The organism is Kitasatospora sp. NPDC015121 (assembly GCF_055562955.1).
This window is the reverse complement of record NZ_JBVHEH010000032.1, coordinates 1-17358: the sequence shown is the minus strand read 5'-3', so window position 1 is coordinate 17358 and position 17358 is coordinate 1. Positions and strand designations below refer to the sequence as shown.

Annotated in this window: 15 protein-coding genes and 2 rRNA genes; 4 read left to right on the top strand and 13 right to left on the bottom strand. The window is 75.9% G+C overall.

The window, feature by feature from the left end; all coding sequences use genetic code 11:
• The first annotated feature begins 267 nt into the window (after nucleotides 1-267).
• Nucleotides 268-2199 carry a glycoside hydrolase family 15 protein gene (locus ACZ3J7_RS34115; protein ID WP_465627271.1) on the top strand — a complete coding sequence of 644 codons (1932 nt, stop codon included), beginning with the start codon at nucleotides 268-270 and terminating at the stop codon, nucleotides 2197-2199.
• Here ACZ3J7_RS34115 and ACZ3J7_RS34110 read toward each other — a convergent pair.
• The 3 genes from ACZ3J7_RS34110 to yczE all read right to left on the bottom strand — a co-directional run bounded on the left by ACZ3J7_RS34110 (nucleotide 2180) and on the right by yczE (nucleotide 5987).
• Nucleotides 2180-3367, bottom strand: coding sequence for a glycosyltransferase family 4 protein (locus ACZ3J7_RS34110; protein WP_465627270.1), 1188 nt, complete (start codon nucleotides 3365-3367; stop codon nucleotides 2180-2182). The genes ACZ3J7_RS34115 and ACZ3J7_RS34110 overlap by 20 nt on opposite strands.
• A 137-nt stretch (nucleotides 3368-3504) precedes the next feature.
• Nucleotides 3505-5238, bottom strand: coding sequence for a DNA repair protein RecN (recN, locus tag ACZ3J7_RS34105; RefSeq protein WP_465627314.1), 1734 nt, complete (start codon nucleotides 5236-5238; stop codon nucleotides 3505-3507).
• 101 nt (nucleotides 5239-5339) lie between these two features.
• The gene (yczE, locus tag ACZ3J7_RS34100; protein WP_465627269.1) at nucleotides 5340-5987 is read right to left on the bottom strand and encodes a membrane protein YczE; all 648 of its coding nucleotides are present in this window, start codon (nucleotides 5985-5987) and stop codon (nucleotides 5340-5342) included.
• A gap of 114 nt (nucleotides 5988-6101) precedes the next feature.
• Between yczE and yczR the strand changes: the two genes are divergently transcribed.
• On the top strand, nucleotides 6102-7574 hold the full coding sequence (gene yczR, locus ACZ3J7_RS34095) for a MocR-like transcription factor YczR (protein WP_465627268.1): 1473 nt from the start codon (nucleotides 6102-6104) through the stop codon (nucleotides 7572-7574).
• 56 nt (nucleotides 7575-7630) lie between these two features.
• Here the strand turns inward: yczR and ACZ3J7_RS34090 are convergent, their stop codons facing one another.
• The 4 genes from ACZ3J7_RS34090 to ACZ3J7_RS34075 all read right to left on the bottom strand — a co-directional run bounded on the left by ACZ3J7_RS34090 (nucleotide 7631) and on the right by ACZ3J7_RS34075 (nucleotide 10840).
• Nucleotides 7631-8533 (bottom strand): NAD kinase, encoded by a 903-nt coding sequence (locus tag ACZ3J7_RS34090; protein ID WP_465627267.1) that lies wholly within the window; start codon nucleotides 8531-8533, stop codon nucleotides 7631-7633.
• 92 nt (nucleotides 8534-8625) lie between these two features.
• Nucleotides 8626-9432: a TlyA family RNA methyltransferase gene (locus ACZ3J7_RS34085; RefSeq protein ID WP_465627266.1), complete on the bottom strand. Its 807-nt coding sequence runs from the start codon at nucleotides 9430-9432 to the stop codon at nucleotides 8626-8628.
• A gap of 36 nt (nucleotides 9433-9468) precedes the next feature.
• Complete coding sequence (locus tag ACZ3J7_RS34080; protein ID WP_465627265.1) at nucleotides 9469-9726, bottom strand: hypothetical protein; 258 nt, start codon at nucleotides 9724-9726, stop codon at nucleotides 9469-9471.
• Nucleotides 9719-10840 (bottom strand): hypothetical protein, encoded by a 1122-nt coding sequence (locus tag ACZ3J7_RS34075; protein ID WP_465627264.1) that lies wholly within the window; start codon nucleotides 10838-10840, stop codon nucleotides 9719-9721. Before ACZ3J7_RS34075 ends, ACZ3J7_RS34080 begins: the two co-directional genes overlap by 8 nt.
• 127 nt (nucleotides 10841-10967) lie before the next feature.
• Between ACZ3J7_RS34075 and ACZ3J7_RS34070 the strand changes: the two genes are divergently transcribed.
• Nucleotides 10968-11315 carry an SCP2 sterol-binding domain-containing protein gene (locus tag ACZ3J7_RS34070; protein WP_465627263.1) on the top strand — a complete coding sequence of 116 codons (348 nt, stop codon included), beginning with the start codon at nucleotides 10968-10970 and terminating at the stop codon, nucleotides 11313-11315.
• A 39-nt stretch (nucleotides 11316-11354) separates the two neighbouring features.
• Here ACZ3J7_RS34070 and ACZ3J7_RS34065 read toward each other — a convergent pair whose 3' ends face one another.
• Together ACZ3J7_RS34065 and ACZ3J7_RS34060 are read right to left on the bottom strand one after the other, a co-directional pair.
• Nucleotides 11355-12413, bottom strand: a complete 1059-nt coding sequence (locus ACZ3J7_RS34065; protein WP_465627262.1) for an HAD-IIA family hydrolase — start codon at nucleotides 12411-12413, stop codon at nucleotides 11355-11357.
• Between the two features lie 57 nt (nucleotides 12414-12470).
• Nucleotides 12471-12995 carry a tetratricopeptide repeat protein gene (locus ACZ3J7_RS34060; RefSeq protein ID WP_465627261.1) on the bottom strand — a complete coding sequence of 175 codons (525 nt, stop codon included), beginning with the start codon at nucleotides 12993-12995 and terminating at the stop codon, nucleotides 12471-12473.
• A gap of 109 nt (nucleotides 12996-13104) precedes the next feature.
• On the opposite strand from ACZ3J7_RS34060, the gene ACZ3J7_RS34055 reads away from it, so the two are divergent.
• Nucleotides 13105-14478: a DUF1015 family protein gene (locus tag ACZ3J7_RS34055; RefSeq protein WP_465627260.1), complete on the top strand. Its 1374-nt coding sequence runs from the start codon at nucleotides 13105-13107 to the stop codon at nucleotides 14476-14478.
• Between the two features lie 107 nt (nucleotides 14479-14585).
• Here ACZ3J7_RS34055 and ACZ3J7_RS34050 read toward each other — a convergent pair whose 3' ends face one another.
• From ACZ3J7_RS34050 to ACZ3J7_RS34035, 4 genes are all read right to left on the bottom strand, one after another.
• Nucleotides 14586-15470 carry a tetratricopeptide repeat protein gene (locus tag ACZ3J7_RS34050; protein ID WP_465627259.1) on the bottom strand — a complete coding sequence of 295 codons (885 nt, stop codon included), beginning with the start codon at nucleotides 15468-15470 and terminating at the stop codon, nucleotides 14586-14588.
• The gene (locus ACZ3J7_RS34045; protein WP_465627258.1) at nucleotides 15467-16675 is read right to left on the bottom strand and encodes a hypothetical protein; all 1209 of its coding nucleotides are present in this window, start codon (nucleotides 16673-16675) and stop codon (nucleotides 15467-15469) included. The genes ACZ3J7_RS34050 and ACZ3J7_RS34045 overlap by 4 nt, the downstream gene beginning before the upstream one ends.
• Nucleotides 16676-17040: 365 nt before the next feature.
• Nucleotides 17041-17157 (bottom strand): 5S ribosomal RNA (gene rrf / locus ACZ3J7_RS34040).
• Between the two features lie 108 nt (nucleotides 17158-17265).
• A 23S ribosomal RNA gene (locus ACZ3J7_RS34035) occupies nucleotides 17266-17358 on the bottom strand; the annotation flags it as partial.

Sequence of the window (17358 nt, the reverse complement as noted above, 5' to 3'; positions counted from 1 at the left end):
CAGTTCCACGGGATACCAGCGTATCAGTGCCCCGGCGAGTGCTCGCCCGCGTCCGGGTACCCCGGCCCCCGGCGGATCGGCCGGACGGCGCATCCGGGCTGCTCGGACCGGGCCCGCCCGGCATGGGGTGCGGCGCGCGCGGGCACGCGCCGGGGGCGCGTGCGGGCGACCGAACCACCCGAACCCACGTATTCTGCTCAAACGTCGACATCCTCGCCCGACCCTGTGCGCACCGTCCGCCGCGGGGCCCGCACGGAACGGAGAACCATGGCCGGTCGCATCGAGGACTACGCGCTGATCGGGGACATGCAGACCGCCGCGTTGGTCAGCCGGGACGGCGCGGTCGACTGGCTGTGCCTGCCCCGGTTCGACTCGCCCGCGGTCTTCGCCGGGCTGCTCGGCACCGACGAGCACGGCTTCTGGCGGATCGGCCCGGCGCTGCCGGTCGACCCGCAGGGGCCCGGGCCCGAGCGGCCCCGCCCCGGCCCGCTCGACGCCGGGGAGCCGCCGCTCCCGCCGGTCACCGCCGCCGCGCCCGCGGTGCCCTGCGACCGGCGCCGCTACCGGGGCGACTCGCTGGTCCTGGAGCAGGAGTGGGACACCCAGGGCGGCACCGTCCGGGTGATCGACTTCATGCCGCCGCGCCACCTGCTCGGCACGCCCGACGTGCCGCAGATGGTCCGGATCGTCGAGGGCCTGGCCGGCACCGTCCGGATGCGCTCGGCGGTGCGGATGCGCTTCAGCTACGGCCGGATCGTCCCCTGGGTGCACCGGGTCGAGCACCCGGAGGTCGGGCACCGCACCGTCGCCGTGGCCGGGCCCGACTCGGTCTGGCTGGACGGCCGGGCCGAGACCTACGGGCGCGACCTGACCACGTACGCCGACTTCACCGTCTCGGCGGGCGAGCGGATCGCCTTCGGCCTGACCTGGAAGGCCTCGCACGAGCCCGCCCCGGCCCCGCCGGACGCCGAGGGCGCGCTCGCCTCCACCGAGCGGTTCTGGCGCGAGTGGGTCGACCAGTGCACCTACCAGGGCCCCTACCGGGAGGCCGTGGTCCGCTCGCTGATCACCCTCAAGGCGCTCACCTACGCCCCCACCGGCGGCATCGTCGCCGCCCCCACCACCTCGCTGCCCGAGGACCTCGGCGGCGAGCGCAACTGGGACTACCGCTACACCTGGCTGCGCGACGCCGCGATCACCCTCTCCTCGCTGCTGCGCACCGGCTACCGCGAGGAGGCCCGGGCCTGGCGCGAGTGGCTGCTGCGCGCGGTGGCCGGCGACCCGGAGAACCTGCAGATCATGTACGGCATCGCCGGGGAGCGCGAACTCACCGAGTCCGAGCTCGACTGGCTGCCCGGCTACGAGGGCTCCCGCCCGGTCCGGACCGGCAACGGCGCCGCCGGGCAGCTCCAGCTCGACGTGTACGGCGAGGTCGTCGAGGCCCTGCACCTGGCCACCATGTCCGGCCTGTCCCGGCACGACCACGCCCACCAGCTGCAGCTGCGCCTGATCGAGTACCTGGAGGACCACTGGCGCAACCCGGACGAGGGCATCTGGGAGGTCCGCGGCCCGCGCCGGCACTTCGTCCACTCCAAGGTGATGGCCTGGGTCGCCGTCGACCGCACCCTGAAGCTGCTCGCCCAGACCGAGGACCCGCCGGCCGACCTGATCGAGCGCTGGACGGCGCTGCGCGCCGAGATCCACGCCGACGTGTGCGCCCGCGGCTACGACCCGGAGCGCAACACCTTCACCCAGTACTACGGCGGCAAGGAGCTGGACGCCTCGCTGCTGCTGATCCCGCAGGTCGGCTTCCTGCCGCCGGACGACAAGCGGGTGATCGGCACCATCGAGGCGATCCAGCGCGAACTGTCCACCGAGGACGGCTTCGTGCTGCGCTACCCCACGCACGACGACGAGGGCAACAACGTCGACGGGCTGTCCGGGCACGAGGGCGCGTTCCTGGCCTGCTCGTTCTGGCTGGCCGACGACCTGGCGATGATCGGCCGGGTCGGCGAGGCCCGCGAGCTGTTCGAACGGCTGCTGGCGCTGCGCAACGACGTCGGGCTGCTGGCCGAGGAGTGGGACCCGCGGGCCCGCCGTCAGGTCGGCAACTTCCCGCAGGCGTTCAGCCACGTCCCGCTGATCGACACCGCGCTGCGGCTGACCGCGGCGGGCGGCCTCAACCTGTCCTCGGGCTGAGGCGGGCCCGGTTCGCCCGCTGCGCCAGCTCGTCGTAGATGGACAGCACCTGGGCGACGGTCGCCGCCTCGTCCGGCCAGGTCGCGGCCTGGGCCCGGCCGGCGGCGGCCAGCCCGGCCCGGCGCCCCGGGTCGGCGAGCAGCTCGCGGACGGCCCGGCCCAGCGCCCGCGGGTCGGCGAAGGGGACCAGCACGGCGGCGTCGCCGACCAGCTCGGGCACGCCGCCGACGGCGGTGGCCACCACCGGGACGCCGGCCCGCATCGCCTCCTGGGCGACCAGCGAGCGGGCCTCCCAGCGCGAGGAGAGCACCACCAGGTCGGCGGCGGCCAGCAGGTCCGGGATGTCGGCGCGGTAGCCGAGCGGTTCGACCGGCAGCCGCTCGGCGGCGATCCGCTCGCGCAGCGCCTGCCGCTCGGGGCCGTCCCCGGCCAGCAGGACGCGCGGCGCCGGGCCGCCGGGCGCGGCGAAGTGCGGGACGGCGTCGAGCAGCAGCCCGAAGCACTTCTGCGGGACGAGCCGGCCGATCGCCAGCACCACCGGCCGGCCGTCGTCGCCGCCGGGCAGCGCCTTGCGGGCGGCGTCCCGGTCGAGGGTGCCGGGCGGCATCGGCGGGGCCGCGACCGGGCCGAGGCGGGCGTCGGTGGCGCCGAGCTCGCGGGCCCGGGCGACCAGGTCGGAGGAGGCGCCCAGGACCAGGTCGGCGGCCCGCACCACCCGGCGCTCCATCAGGCGTTGCAGGCGGCGGTCGAGGCCGGTGGTGAGCAGCGCGTGGTGCGAGGTGACCACCAGCGGGGTCTCCGGGCGGATGCCGGGGAAGCGCCCTGCGGTACGCAGCGCCAGGTCGGACAGCAGGCCGGCCCGCAGGCCGTGGGCGTGCACGATGTCGGCGCCGGTGAAGGCGCGGCGCAGCTCGCCGATCGCGGTGGCGTCGCTGCGGGCGCCGGAGGTCGGGGTGATGTCGACGGTGTGCGGCCGGGCGCCGGCCGCGGAGAAGCCGAACAGCCGGTCGGTGCCCTCGGGCGCGCAGACCGTGACCGTGACGCCGTGCGCGACCAGCCCCCGGGTCAGCGAGCGCACGTGGGCGCCGATGCCGCCGGTCGCGGCGGCGAGGACGAGCACCACGTGCAGCTGGGGGGCGGCGGCGGCCCGGGCGGCGGAATGGTCCACGTCTGTCTCGCTCCGACTCGTTGTCAGCTGGTGTCCGCTCGCCACGATGCCAGGTCCGTCCACCTCTTGGACAGTCGGCACCGCCGCTGGCGCGTCGCCCGCGGCGGTGCCGGCCCCTCCGGGTCCGCCCGCGCCGGTCAGCGCGCCCGGGAGCTGCGGGCGGCCTCCAGCAGTTCCTCCGCGTGCGCCCGGCCCAGCTCGGAGTCCTCCAACCCGGCGAGCATCCGGGACAGTTCGCGTACCCGCTCCTCGTCGTTGAGGGTCTTCACGCCGCTGCGGGTGACGGTGCCGTCGTGGGTCTTCTCCACCACCAGGTGCCGGTCCGCGAACGCGGCGACCTGCGGGAGGTGGGTGACCACCACGACCTGGGCGCTGCGGGCGAGTTTGGCCAGCCGGCGGCCGATCTCGACGGCGGCCTTGCCGCCGACGCCCGCGTCGACCTCGTCGAACAGGTAGGTGGGGACGGGGTCGGCGCCCGCGAAGACCACCTCGACGGCCAGCATCACCCGGGACAGCTCGCCGCCGGAGGCGCCCTTGGCGATCGGGCGGGGCTGCGCGCCCGGGTGCGGGGCCAGCAGCACCTCGACCTCGTCGACGCCGTGCGGGCCGTAGGCGACGCTGCGGCCCTCCAGCTCGATGCCGGCCAGGTCGTCGACCTGGCCGATCGCGAAGGTCACCCGGGCGTGCGGCATGGCGAGTTCGGCGAGCTCGTCGGAGACCGCGGCGGCGAACTTGTCGGCGGCGGCGTGCCTGGCCCGCGACACCTCGGCCGCCAGGTCGGCCAGCCGGGCGCGCAACTCGGTCTCCCGGGCCCCGAGTTCGTCGATCCGCTCGTCGTCGCCGTCCAGTTCCAGCAGCCGCACCGAGCCGGCCTCGGCCCAGGCGACCACCTCGGCGAGGGTGCCCTCGGCGCCCCCGTACTTGCGCACCAGGTGCGCGAGGACGCTGCGGCGCTCCTCGACGGCGGCGAGCCGGACCGGGTCGGCGTCCAGGTCGTCGGCGTACCCGGCGAGGTCGCCGGCCACGTCGGCCAGCAGGTAGCCGCACTCGCCGAGCCGGTCGGCGAGGGCCGCCAGGCGCTCGTCGTGGTGGCGCACCGCGTCGACGGCCCGGCGGGCCTGGGCGAGCAGGGTGCCCGCGTCGACGGCCTCCGGGTCGGCCGGGTCGCCGGCCAGCGCGGCGTGCGCGAGCGTCGCGGCGGAGGACAGCGCGTCGGCGTGGCCCAGGCGCTCGGCCTCGACGGAGAGCTCGGCGTCCTCCCCGGCCACGGGCTCGGCGGCGGCCACCTCCTCCAGGCCGAAGCGCAGCAGGTCGGCCTCCTGGGCGCGCTCGCGGGCCCGGGTGGTCAGCTCCTCCAGCGTCGCGGAGACCTCCCGCAGCTCCCGGTACACCTCCCGGTAGCGGGCCAGCGGCTCGGCGACGGCCTCGCCCGCGTAGCGGTCCAGCGCGCCGCGCTGCCGGGACGGGCGCAGCAGACGCTGCTGGTCGGTCTGGCCGTGCACCGCGATCAGGTCCTCGCCGAGCTCGGCCAGCAGCCCCACCGGCACCGACCGGCCGCCGACGTGCGCGCGCGAGCGCCCCTCGGCGGAGACCGTCCGGCTGACCAGCAGCTCGCCGTCGTCCAGCTCGGCCCCCGCCTCCAGCGCCCGCGCGACCACCGGCGAACCCGGGTCGAGCGTCAACCGCCCCTCCACCACGGCCCGTTCCGACCCGTTGCGTACCAGCGCCGGATCGGCCCGCCCGCCGAGCAGCAGGCCCAGGCTGGTCACCACCATGGTCTTGCCCGCGCCGGTCTCGCCGGTGACGGCGGTGAACCCGGGGGCGAGTTCGACCACCGCATCGTCGATGACGCCCAGATCCCGTATCCGCATCTCGTCCAACACGGAGACGACCTTACGAGGTTCCACCGTCGCTTTGCGACGACCGCCCCCGGTTTCCCACCGGAGTGGCGGCGCCGCCGGACACCTCCACCCTAGTGCCGGGCCGTTCCTCCGGGCACGGTCAGCCGGGGCAGCAGGAACTGGACCAGCGGCCCGATCGCCAGCGCGTACGCGACCGTCCCGGCGCCGAAGGTGCCGCCGAGGACGATGCCGGCGGCCAGGACGGTCAACTCGATGCAGGTGCGGATCAGCCGGACGGAGCGGCCGGTGCGCCGGTGCAGGCCGGTCATCAGGCCGTCGCGGGGGCCAGGGCCGAGCCGGGCGCCGATGTAGAGGCCGGTGGCGAGGGCGTTGAGCAGGATGCCGGCGGCCAGCAGCGGGATCCGGACGGCGAGGGCGTGCAGGTGCGGGACCAGCGCGAGGGTGGCGTCCATCGCGGCGCCGAGGACGAGCACGTTGCCGACCGTGCCGACGCCCGGCTTCTGGCGCAGCGGTATCCACAGCAGCAGCACCAGCGCGCCGACCAGGGTCACCCAGGTGCCGACGCTGAGGTGGACGTGCCGGGCCAGGCCCTGGTGGAGGACGTCCCACGGGTTGCCGCCGAGCGAGGAGCGCAGCACCAGGCCCATCGAGGCGCCGTACAGCACCAGGCCGACGGCCAGCTGGGAGAGGCGGCGGGGCAGCCGGCGGGAGGCGTCGAGGCGGGTCGGGAGCAGGGACGGGGTCAGGGTGGCCGCCATCGGGTGGACCTCTTCTCGGTGCGGTACTTGCCGTTCTCCGGCACTGCGCGCCACTATGGGCAGTCCAATGGGAGGGCCGACAGGGCCAATCCGAACCGAGTGGACTGGTCGACGATGTCCGAGTGGCACAGCACGCTGACCCCGCACGCGCTGGCCCGCCAGCTCCCCGCCGCGGACGGCCGCCGCCCCGCCTACCGGGCCCTGGCCGCCCAGGTCTCCCGGCTGGTCGCCGACGGCCGCCTCCCGGTCGGCACCCGGCTGCCCGCCGAACGCGAACTCGCCGCCGAACTGCGCCTCTCCCGCACCACCGTCGCCGCCGCCTACGAGGCGCTGCGCACCGACGGCTACCTGCGCTCGCGGCGCGGCGCCGGCTCCTGGACGGCCCTGCCGGCCGGCACCGCGCCGCCCGCCGACGCGCTGCACCCCGTCCCGCCGGACCAGGACGCCGTCCTCGACCTGGGCCTGGCCGCGCCCACCGCGCCCGGGCAGCTCGCCGAGGCCGCCGCGCACGCCCTGGACCGGCTGCCCGCGTACACCGGCGGGCACGGCAACTACCCGACCGGGCTGCCGGTGCTGCGGGAGGCCGTCGCCCGCCGCTACACCGAGCGCGGCCTGCCCACCGGGCCGGAGCAGGTGCTGGTCACCACCGGGGCGATGAGCGCCCTGCACCTGGCCCACCAGGCGCTGCTGGCCCGCGGCGACCGGGTCGCCGTCGAGGCGCCCAGCTACGCCAACACGCTGCGCGCCCTGGACCGGGCCGGCGCCCGCCTGGTGCCCGTCCCGTTCGCCCGGGACGCGGCCGGGCGCACCGGCTGGGACCTCGCCCAGTGGCAGCGGGTGCTGCGCGGCGCCGCGCCCCGGCTGGCCTCGGTCATCCCCGACTTCCAGAACCCCACCGGCGCGCTCGTCGACGAGGAGCAGCGCCGCGCCCTGCTCGCCCACGCCCGGGCCGCCGGCACCACCGTGATCGCCGACGAGACCTGCGCCGAACTCGGCTGGGACGTCGCCGAGGCCGACCTGCCGAGGCCGCTGGCCGCGCTCGACCGGGACGCCCAGGTGATCACCGTCGGCTCGGCCGGGAAGATCCTCTGGCCCGGCCTGCGGATCGGCTGGCTGCGCGCCCAGCCGTCCCTGGTGCGGAAGTTGGCCGAGGACCGGGCACTGTACGACCTCGGCACGCCCGTCCTGGAGCAGCTGATCGCGGCCCGGCTGCTGACCGACCACCTGCCCGCGATCCGGGCCGAACGGCACGAGCGGCTGCGGGCCACCGCCGAGGCGTTCGCCCGCGAGCTGCCCCGGCACTTCCCCGCCTGGCGCTGCGCCCCGCCGCCCGGCGGCCTCGCCCTGTGGGTCGCCACCCCCGGCCTGCCCGCCAGCGCCCTGGCCCGGGCCGGCGAACGGACCGGCGTCCGGATCGCCTCCGGCGCCCGCTTCGGCACCGACGGCGCCTTCGAGGAGCACCTGCGGCTCCCGCTCACCCTCCCCGCCGCCCGCGTCCCCGAAGCGCTCCGGCGGATCGCCGCCGCCGCCGACCTCGCCCGCACCGAACGCCTCTCCGGCGAGGACCCGGCCCCGGCCGCACTCTGAACCCCCCGCCGGGACCGGGGAGTCGGCGGGCCCGGCCCGCCGACTCCCCTACCGGGTCAGCAGTTCTCCGAACGGCCGCGCCAACCCGTCACCGGGAGCGCGAACTTGGCGACCAGCCGGTCCGTGAACGGCGCCCGGTGCAACCGGGCCAACCGGACCGGGGTCTTGCCCCGGCGGACCTCCACCCGGGCCCCGGCCGGGAGTTCGGCCGAGCGGCGGCCGTCGCACCACAGCACCCCGTGCTGGGTCTTCGGCTGCACCTCCACCGCCAGCACCGAGTCCGGCGAGGTCACCAGCGGACGGGCGAACAGCGCGTGCGCGCTGATCGGCACCATCAGCAGCGCCTCCACCTCCGGCCACACCACCGGGCCGCCGCCGGAGAACGCGTACGCCGTGGAACCCGTCGGCGTGGACAGCACCACGCCGTCGCAGCCGAAGTTCGACACCGGGCGGCCGTCCACCTCGGTGACCACCTCCAGCAGCCGCTCCCGGGACGCCTTCTCCACCGAGGCCTCGTTCAGCGCCCAGTCCTCGTGCAGCACGTCACCGTTGGTGCGCACCAGCACGTCGATGGTCATCCGCTCCTCGACCTCGTAGTCCGCGGCGACCACCCGCTCGACCACGGTCGCCAGGTCGTCGCGCTCCGCCTCGGCGAGGAACCCGACCCGGCCCAGGTTGATCCCGAGCATCGGCAGCCCCGACTCCCGGGCCAGCTCGGCCCCGCGCAGCAGCGTGCCGTCCCCGCCCGCGACCAGGATCAGCTCGCAGCCGTCCGCCGCGCCGTGCCCGCCGGACACCAGCTCCACCCCGTCCGGCAGGTCCAGGCCCACCGCCTCGGTCTCCAGCAGTCTGATCCGGATCCCCGCCCGCAGCAGGCCGTCCACCAGCCCCTCGACGCTGCGCAGCGCCGCCTCCCGGCCGGTGTGCGCGATCAGGAAGACCGTACGACGATCGCTCATTCCCCGCTGCCCTCTCCCTACGCCCGCCGGGCCATTGCGGCACCGGCCACGACCAGCCAGTCTGCGCAACGCCCGGACGCCTGCCAAGTACCCTACTGGGGCCCTTCCGCCACGGCCCGGTCCGCCGCCGCCGGATCCAGCGGTTCCGCATCGCGGCGCAGCCACAGGAAGTACTCCACGTTCCCCGACGGCCCCGGCAGCGGCGACGCCGCCACCGCCCGCACGCCGAGCCCCGCCTGCCAGGCCTGCCCGGCCACCTGGCGAATCGTCTCGGCCCGCAGCTCCGGCGAACGCACCACCCCGCCCGAACCGAGCCGCTCCTTGCCGATCTCGAACTGCGGCTTCACCATCAGCACCAGGTCCGCGTCCGGCGCCGCGCAACCCGCCAGCGCGGGCAGCACCAAGCCCAGCGAGATGAACGACAGGTCGCCCACCACCAGGTCGACGGGCTCGCCGCCGATCAGCTCCGGCGTCAACTCCCGCACGTTGGTGCGGTCCATCACCGTCACCCGCTCGTCGCTCTGCAACGACCAGGCCAACTGCCCGTAGCCGACGTCCACCGCCAGCACGTGCGCCGCGCCCGCGCGCAGCAGCACGTCGGTGAACCCGCCGGTGGACGCGCCCGCGTCCAGCGCCCGCCGACCCGCCACCACCAGGCCCTGCGGCACGAACGCCGCGAACGCGCCCGCCAGCTTGTGCCCGCCGCGCGACACGTAGTCCGGGTCCGCGTCGTCCTTCGCGACCACCACCGCCGCCGAGGTCTCCACCTGCGTCGCCGGCTTCGTCGCCACCGTCCCGCCCACCGTCACCCGGCCCGCCGCGATCAACTCGCTCGCGTGCTCCCGCGAACGGGCCAGCTTGCGGCGCACCAGCTCCGCGTCCAGACGGCGTCGTGCCACTGCCACTGCTACGTCAGCTCCCACATCGGACGGTCCCTACCCGCGGTCCAGCGCCGCGAGGGTCGCGGCGAGCCGCGCATGGACATCTTCGTACACCTCGGCCCGCTGCTCCGACCCTGCCCCGTCCAGCTCCCCCAGCCGGGCCAGCGCGGCGTCCACCCCGGCCTCGCCCGTCCGCACCGCCCCCGCCCGCTCCACCGGGACCCCACCCGCCTCCGCCCCGGACGCGGGCAGCCGACCCGCCGCCCCGCCGGACACCCCGACCGCCCCGGGCGACCCGGACGGCTCACTCACCGCCGCCGCCCGCCTCCGGCCCGGAACCGGGCGCCGGGGCGGGCTTCGCCCCGGCAGCCCGCTTCGCCGGGGCCTTCTTCGCGGGGGCCTTCTTCGCCGGAGTCTTGCGCGCACCCGCGCCGGCCGACCCGCCACCCGCCGCCCCGCCCGGCGCCGGACGCTTCGCCGGGGCCTTCTTCACCGGCAGCGGCGCACTCGGGGACTCCGCCGCCGACACCGCGCCGGCGTCCGCCGCCCCCTCGGCCTTCACCGCCTTCACCGCCTTCACCGCGGGCTTCCGACCGGCCGGACCGGCCGCCACCTCCCGTGGCGTGGGCACACCGCCGTCGGCCGCCGCGCCCGCACCGGCCGCCCTGCGCGGCACCGAGCGCTTCGCCGAGGCCTGCTTCGCGGCCGCGCCCTTGCGCGCGGCGGCCTTCCGCGCCGGAGCCCGGCGCTGGCCCGCCGGTGCGCCGTCCGCCGCGTCCGGGCCCTCCGCCGCCGGGGTCCGGCGCGCGGCCGCCTTCTGCACGTCCGCCGCCGAACCGGCCGCCTGCTTGCGCGCCGCGGTCTTCCGGACCGTCGCCTTGCGGCCCTTGGCCTCCGGCGCCACCGGGGCCGCCGGTGCGACCGGGAGGTCCGGTTCCTCGTCCCAGCCCGCGTCGAACAGGCCCTGCGCCCGCGCCGCCGGACGAACCACCGCCGGCGCCTCGAACCCGTCCCCGGGCCCGTCCGCGAGGTCGTCCGCGAGGTCGTCCCCGAACCAGTCCTCGTCCGGGCCCGGCTTCGCGTCCCCGTCCGCGGGGGCTCCCGCCGCCGCGGGCTCGTCGACCTCGCGCAGCTTCGACTCCAGGAAGCTCAGCACCACGCCGACCTTCACCACCTGGTCGCCGACCTTCTCGAACATCCGTTCGGCCTCGCCCCGGGCGACCCCGGCGACCAGGTCGATCCCGGCCCGGCCGGCCGTCACCGCCTCGTTCGCCAGCACCCGCAACTGCTCGACGCCGGGCGGCAGTTCACCGCCCTTCCTGAGCAGCTCCTCGGCCGTGCCCAGCACCCGGCGGCCCGCCTCCTCGGCCAGCCCGCCCGCCACCACCAGCACGCCCCGCACGCCCCGTACCGCGTCCTGCAGCATCCGTACCCGCCTCCTCGTCGTCGCGACCGAACGCCGTCACCGACGCTACCCTCTCCCGGCCGCCGCCGTACGGCGCTGCGCTAGCGTGGAACGCGGAACCACCACCGACGGGAGCAAGGCAGCGCACATGGCCACCACCGAGGAGTGCCGCACCGCACTGGAGCAGCTGAGCCGCAACCTGGCCGCGGCCGGCGGCGACATCCGCAAGGCCGCCGCCCTCGACCGCTCGCTCAGCTGCCACCTCACCGACCTCGACCTGACCTTCACCGGCCGCCTCGCCGACGGCCGCCTCACCGGCATCACCGACGCCCCCGGCCCGCCCGCCACCAAGGCCGACATCCGGCTCACCACCACCGGCGACGACCTGGTGGCCCTGGTCGACGGCAGGCTGTCCTTCCCCACCGCCTGGGCCACCGGCCGCCTCAAACTGGACGCGGGCTTCCGCGACCTGCTGCGCCTGCGCTCCCTGCTCTGACGCCGGCGCCGCCGGACGCACCCCCTACCCGCCCGCCCGTCACTCCGCCGCCGGCAGCCCCGCCAACGCCTTCGCCACCTCCGGCGCCGCGCCGCCGTGCGCGTCCGCCCACGTCCAGGCGGCCGCGCACAGCGCCCGCAGCGCGTCGATCCGGGTGCCCGCGCCGTCCAGCACCAGCACCCCGCCGTCCGCGCCCGCCTCCGCGCCCGCCGTCCAGCCGCCGCAGGCGAACCGGCCGCCGCCCGGCGCCGCCACCTCCGGCTGCGCCTCCAGCAGGCCCCGCAGGTCCTCGGCCAGGTACGTCGGGCGGTGCTCCGGCGGCGCGGCCAGCACCTGCTCGGGGGTGGCGATGCCGGTGAACACCAGCAGCGAGTCCACCCCGCCGTTGAACGCGCCCTCGATGTCGGTGTCCAGCCGGTCACCGACCACCAGCGGACGCTTCGCGCCCGTCCGCAGCACCGTCTCCCGGTGCATCGGCGGCAGCGGCTTGCCCGCGACCTCCGGCTCCACCCCGGTCGCCGCCCGCACCGCCGCCACCAACGTCCCGTTGCCCGGCGCGACGCCGCGCGCCGTCGGGATCGACAGGTCCGTGTTCGAGGCGACCCACGGCAGCCCCCGGCCCACCGCGTACGAGGCCTCCGCCAGGTCCGTCCACCCCACCGACGGGTCGTAGCCCTGCACCACCGCCGCCGGGTCGTCCTCCAGCGAGCGCACCGGCACCAGCCCGCGCTCCTCCAGCGCCTCCACCAGGCCCGCCCCGCCGACCACCAGCACCCGCGACCCGGCCGGCACCTTCTCCGCGACCAGCCGCGCCGCCGCCTGCGCGGAGTTGATCACGTCCCCGGGCTCGGCCGGCACGCCCAGCTCCGTCAGGTGCCCGGCGACCACCCGCGGCGGCCGCGACGCGTTGTTGGTGACGTACGCCAACCGCATCCCGGCCGCCCGCGCCCGCTCCAGCGACTCCACCGCGTGCACGATCGCGTGCGGCCCGGCGTACACCACCCCGTCCAGGTCCAGCAGCGCCGTGTCGTACGCCTCCGTCAGCGCCACCGCACTGGCCCCCGGCACGCTCCGCACCGCCGCGGCGTTCTCCGTCATCGCTGCTCCACCCTCGTCACCTCGAAGCCGCCCCGAACCGGACGGACACCCGCCAGCCTAGGACGCCGCCGGATCCTCCGGCCCGGCCAGGTACCCGGGCGCGCCCGGCAGCAGCGGCCCGTACGCCCCCGCGCGGGCCGCCAGCGTCGCCCGGGTCTGCCGCAGCGCCGCCTGGTAGTGCCGGTTGCCCGGCTGCATCGCCACCGCCAGCGCCAGGTGCTCCGCCGAGGCCTCGAAGTCGCCCAGCCGGGCCGCCGACACCCCCCAGCCGAACTGCGCGTAGTCGTCCGACGGGTCGGCCTCCGCCACCGCCCGGAAACTCTCCAGCGCCGCCCCGTACTGCCCCGCGTCGAACTGGGCCCGCGCCAGCGCCTCCCGGATCGACCCCGACCCGGGCTCCGCCTCCGCCGCCCGCGCCAGCAGCTGCACCGCCGCCGCCGGGTGCCGCTCCTCCAACAGCCGCACCCCGCGCCGGAACCAGTCGTACACCCCGCCGCCCGGCGCCCCCGCGCCGTTCCCGTTCCCGCTGGGAACAGCCGCCGCACCGTCCGCGCTGTCGCCCTCGTACTCCCGGTGATCCATCCGTGCTGCCCCGCCTTCCCGTCCGCCCCGCTCACCATCCCGCCCATGACCTGGACGGCCACGCTCATCGCGATCTCCCAACAAGGACTACCCGACTAACATGCCCAGAATGAGCGCTCCTCGTGCCGAAAGCGGCAACGAGCCCTCGGGCGGCCCCGGAGACCCCGGGCACGTCGCCACCGCAGGGCTTTCCCTCTCCCCGTTCCGCGGCCTGCGCTACGACCCGCACCGGGTCGGCGACCTGGCCGCAGTCACCTCCCCGCCGTACGACGTGGTCGACCCCGGCCGCCGGCTCGACCTGGAGACCGCCGACCCGCACAACATCGTCCGGCTGATCCTCCCCCGCCCCGAGCCCGAGGACGCCGGCGACCGCCCCGACCGCGACACCCGCTACCGGCACGCCGCCCGCCTGCTCCGCGACTGGCGCCAACAGGGCGTCCTGGCCGCCGACCCGGACCCCGCCCTGTACGTCTACGAGCAGCGCACCCCGTCCGGCACCCTGCAGCGCGGCCTGATCGGCGCCCTCGCCGTCAGCGGCCCCGAGGCCGGCGTGGTCCTCCCGCACGAGGACGTCATGCCCAAGCCCGTCGCCGACCGGGTCGGCCTGATGCGCACCACCCGCGCCAACCTCGAACCGCTGCTGCTCACCTACCGCGGCCACGGCCGCGCCGCCGACGTCGTCGAACGCACCGCCGCCGCCGAACCCCTCCTCGCCACCACCACCAGCGACGGCACCCACCACCGCCTGTGGGCCGTCACCGACCCCGCCGACCTGGCCGCCGTCAGCCGCGACCTGGCCGGCTGCCGCGCCCTGATCGCCGACGGCCACCACCGCTGGGAGATGTACCTGCGGCTGCAGCGCGAACACCGCCACCTGCCCCGCAGCCCCTGGGACCGCGGCCTGGTCCTGCTGGTCGACACCGACCGCTACCCGCTGCGGGTCCGCGCCATCCACCGCGTCCTGCAGCGCCTCCCGCTGGACGCCGCGCTGGACGCCCTCGACCCCGCCGCCTGGCGGGTCACCGACCTCCCGGGCCCCCTCCCTGACGCCCTGCACGCCCTCGCCGAGGCCCGGGCCCGCCACGCCCCCGGCACCGCCCCCGGCAACTCCTTCGTCCTCACCGACGGCGCCGGCCGCTTCCGCCTGCTCACCGGCCCCGACGAGGCCACCCTCGCCGCCACCGTCCGCACCGACCGCCCCGAGGAGTGGCGCCGCCTCGACGCCACCGTCCTGCACGCCGTCCTGCTCGACCACACCTGGCACGTCCCCGACAGCCCCGAGCACATCGGCTACCTGCACTCCGCCGAGGCCGCCGTCCGCGAGGCCGCCCGCACCGGCGGCACCGCCGTCCTGCTGCACCCCGTCGAGGAACGGGTCGTGCGCCGCCTCGCCGAGCAGGGCGTCACCATGCCCCGCAAGTCCACCTCCTTCGGCCCCAAGCCGGCCACCGGACTCGTCCTGCGCTCCCTCGAACTCGGCTGACCCGCTCCCCTCCCCGCCGCGCCGCACCGACGGAAAAGGCCCCCGCTCCTACCCGGAACGGGGGCCTTCCCTCACGCACTGACGCACTCGCTGCCGCTCAGGACGGATCAGCCCTGCTTCGGCTGCTCCTTGAACGAGTCCTCGTCGTAGTCCTCGTCGATCTCCAGGTCGTCCTCGTCGTAGAACTCCTCGACGTCCTCTTCGTCCTCGAAGATCATCCGGTCGTCGCCGACGTCGTCCTTGTCGATCTGACGGCGCGCCGGCTCCACGGCCTCCGCGCCCCCGTCCTCGTCCTCGGCGTCCTCGTCCAGCGCGTCGGTGAACTCGATGCCGTCGATCTCCGCGAGCCGCTCGGCCGCGTTGGTCGTCCCGTCGGTGTCGGCCTCGACGGCCTTCACGAACCACTCGCGGGCCTCGTCCGCCCGACCCGCCGCGATCAGCGCGTCCGCGTACGCGTAGCGCAGCCGCGCCGTCCACGGGTGGATCGCCGAGGACGCCAGCTCCGGGCTCTGCAGCGTCACCACGGCGGCGTCGAACTGCTCCAGGTCCGCCCGGGCACCGGCCGCGACCAGCCGCATCTCGACCTGGCCGGCCTTGTCCAGCTGCTTCACCTCGGGCTCACCGGCCATCGCCAGCGCCCGCTCCGGCCGGCCCAGACCGCGCTCGCAGTCCGCCATCACCGGCCACAGGTCGACCCGACCGGTCATCCGCTTCGCCGCCCGGAACTCGGTCAGCGCCTCCGCGTACCGCTGCGTCATGTACGAGGCGAACCCCGCCGCCTCGCGCACGCTCGCCACCCGCGACGCCAGCCGCAGCGCGACCCGCGAGTAGTTGTAGGCCTCCTCCGGCTCGCTGTCGAGCAGCCGCGCCACCATCACCAGGTTGCGCGCCACGTCGTCCGCCAGCGTCTTCGGCAGGCTCTTCAGGTCCTGCTTGACGTCCGCGTCGATCTCGAACCCGGTCACGTCGTCCGGGATCGGGAGCCGCTTCACCGGCTCCTGACGCCGCTCGTCGTACCCGCCCCGGTCCCGGTCGTACCCGCCACCGCGCTGCGGACGGTCGTCCCGCCCACGGTAGCCACCACGGTCGTCCCGACGCTCGTACCCGCCACTGCGCTGCGGACGGTCGTCACGACGCTCGTAGCCACCACTGCGCTGCGGACGGTCGTCCCGCCCACGGAAACCGCCACGGTCCCCACCCTGCGGACGGTCGTACCCGCCACTGCGCTGCGGACGGTCGTCGCGACGCTCGTACCCGCCACTGCGCTGCGGGCGGTCGTAGCCGCCGCCACCGCGCTCGTCACGGTCGCGCCCGTACGACGGCCGGTCCTCACGCGGACGGAACCCGCCACCCTGCGGACGGTCGTCCCGCCCACGGAAGCCACCACGGTCCCCGCCCTGCGGACGGTCGTACCCGCCACTGCGCTGCGGACGGTCGTCGAACGACCGCTCCTCACGCGGACGGTAGCCACCACCCTGCGGACGGTCATCGCGGCCACGGAAGCCACCACCCTGCGGACGGTCGTCCCGCCCACGGAAACCGCCGCCCTGCGGACGGTCATCGCGGCGCTCGTACCCGCCACTGCGCTGCGGACGGTCGTCGCGACGCTCGTAGCCACCACTGCGCTCGCTGCGCTGCGGACGGTCGTAGCCGCCGCCACCGCGCTCGTCACGGTCGCGCCCGTACGACGGCCGGTCCTCACGCGGACGGAACCCGCCGCCCTGCGGACGGTCATCGCGGCCACGGAAGCCGCCGCCCTGGGGACGGTCGTACCCGCCACTGCGCTGCGGACGGTCGTCGAACGACCGCTCCTCACGCGGACGGTAGCCGCCACCCTGCGGACGGTCATCGCGGCCACGGAAGCCACCACCCTGCGGACGGTCGTCCCGCCCACGGAAACCCCCGCCCTGCGGACGGTCATCGCGGCCACGGAAACCGCCGCGGTCCCCGCCCTGCGGACGGTCGTCACGCGAGCGGTAACCGCCGCCGCCACCGCCGTACGACGGCCGGTCGCCGCCCTGCGGACGGTAGCCGCCGCGGTCCCCGCCCTGCGGACGGTCGTCACGCGAGCGGTAACCGCCGCCGCCACCGCCGTACGACGGACGGTCGTCACGGGAGCGGAACCCCCCGCGGTCGCCGCCGCGGTCACCGCGGTCGTCACGACCCCGGTAGCCGCCGCCTTCGCCACGGTCGTCACGACGCGGGCCACGGTCGTTGGACCAGCCCCCGCGCGACCTGGGTTCGTGACCCCGGCCACCTTCGTTACGGCGCTCGGGCCGGTCCTGGGGCGGGTTCGACATGCTGGTGACTCCTGTCTGCACACACTGCGAGTTCGAGAGGCGCCACTGCCGTTCGACCGACACCAGCGCGCGAGATCCGGACGCCTCCGCCCCTACCGGGGTCCGGAACGTCCGCCTTGTCCATTGTCCGGCATACGGCGGGACACCGCGTCCGGGTGCTCCCGGTCACGCCGTCCGCCGGCCGTACGCGTGTCCGGCCGATGCCCAACAAAAAAGGCCGAGGCCCCAGCGAATCGCTGGGGCCTCGGCCTTTTGAAGAATTGTTCGGCGGCGTCCTACTCTCCCACAGGGTCCCCCCTGCAGTACCATCGGCGCTATGAGGCTTAGCTTCCGGGTTCGGAATGTAACCGGGCGTTTCCCTCATGCTATGACCACCGAAACCCTATCGGGTATTCAGCGAACACACTTTTCAATTAAAAGTGATTCTACTTGTTCGCCGGCGATAGCTGTTCGCTACCCGGGAACCACACAGTGAACGCGAGCGTCTGAGGACAAGCCCTCGGCCTATTAGTACCGGTCAACTCCACCCCTCACAGGGCTTCCATATCCGGCCTATCAACCCAGTCGTCTACTGGGAGCC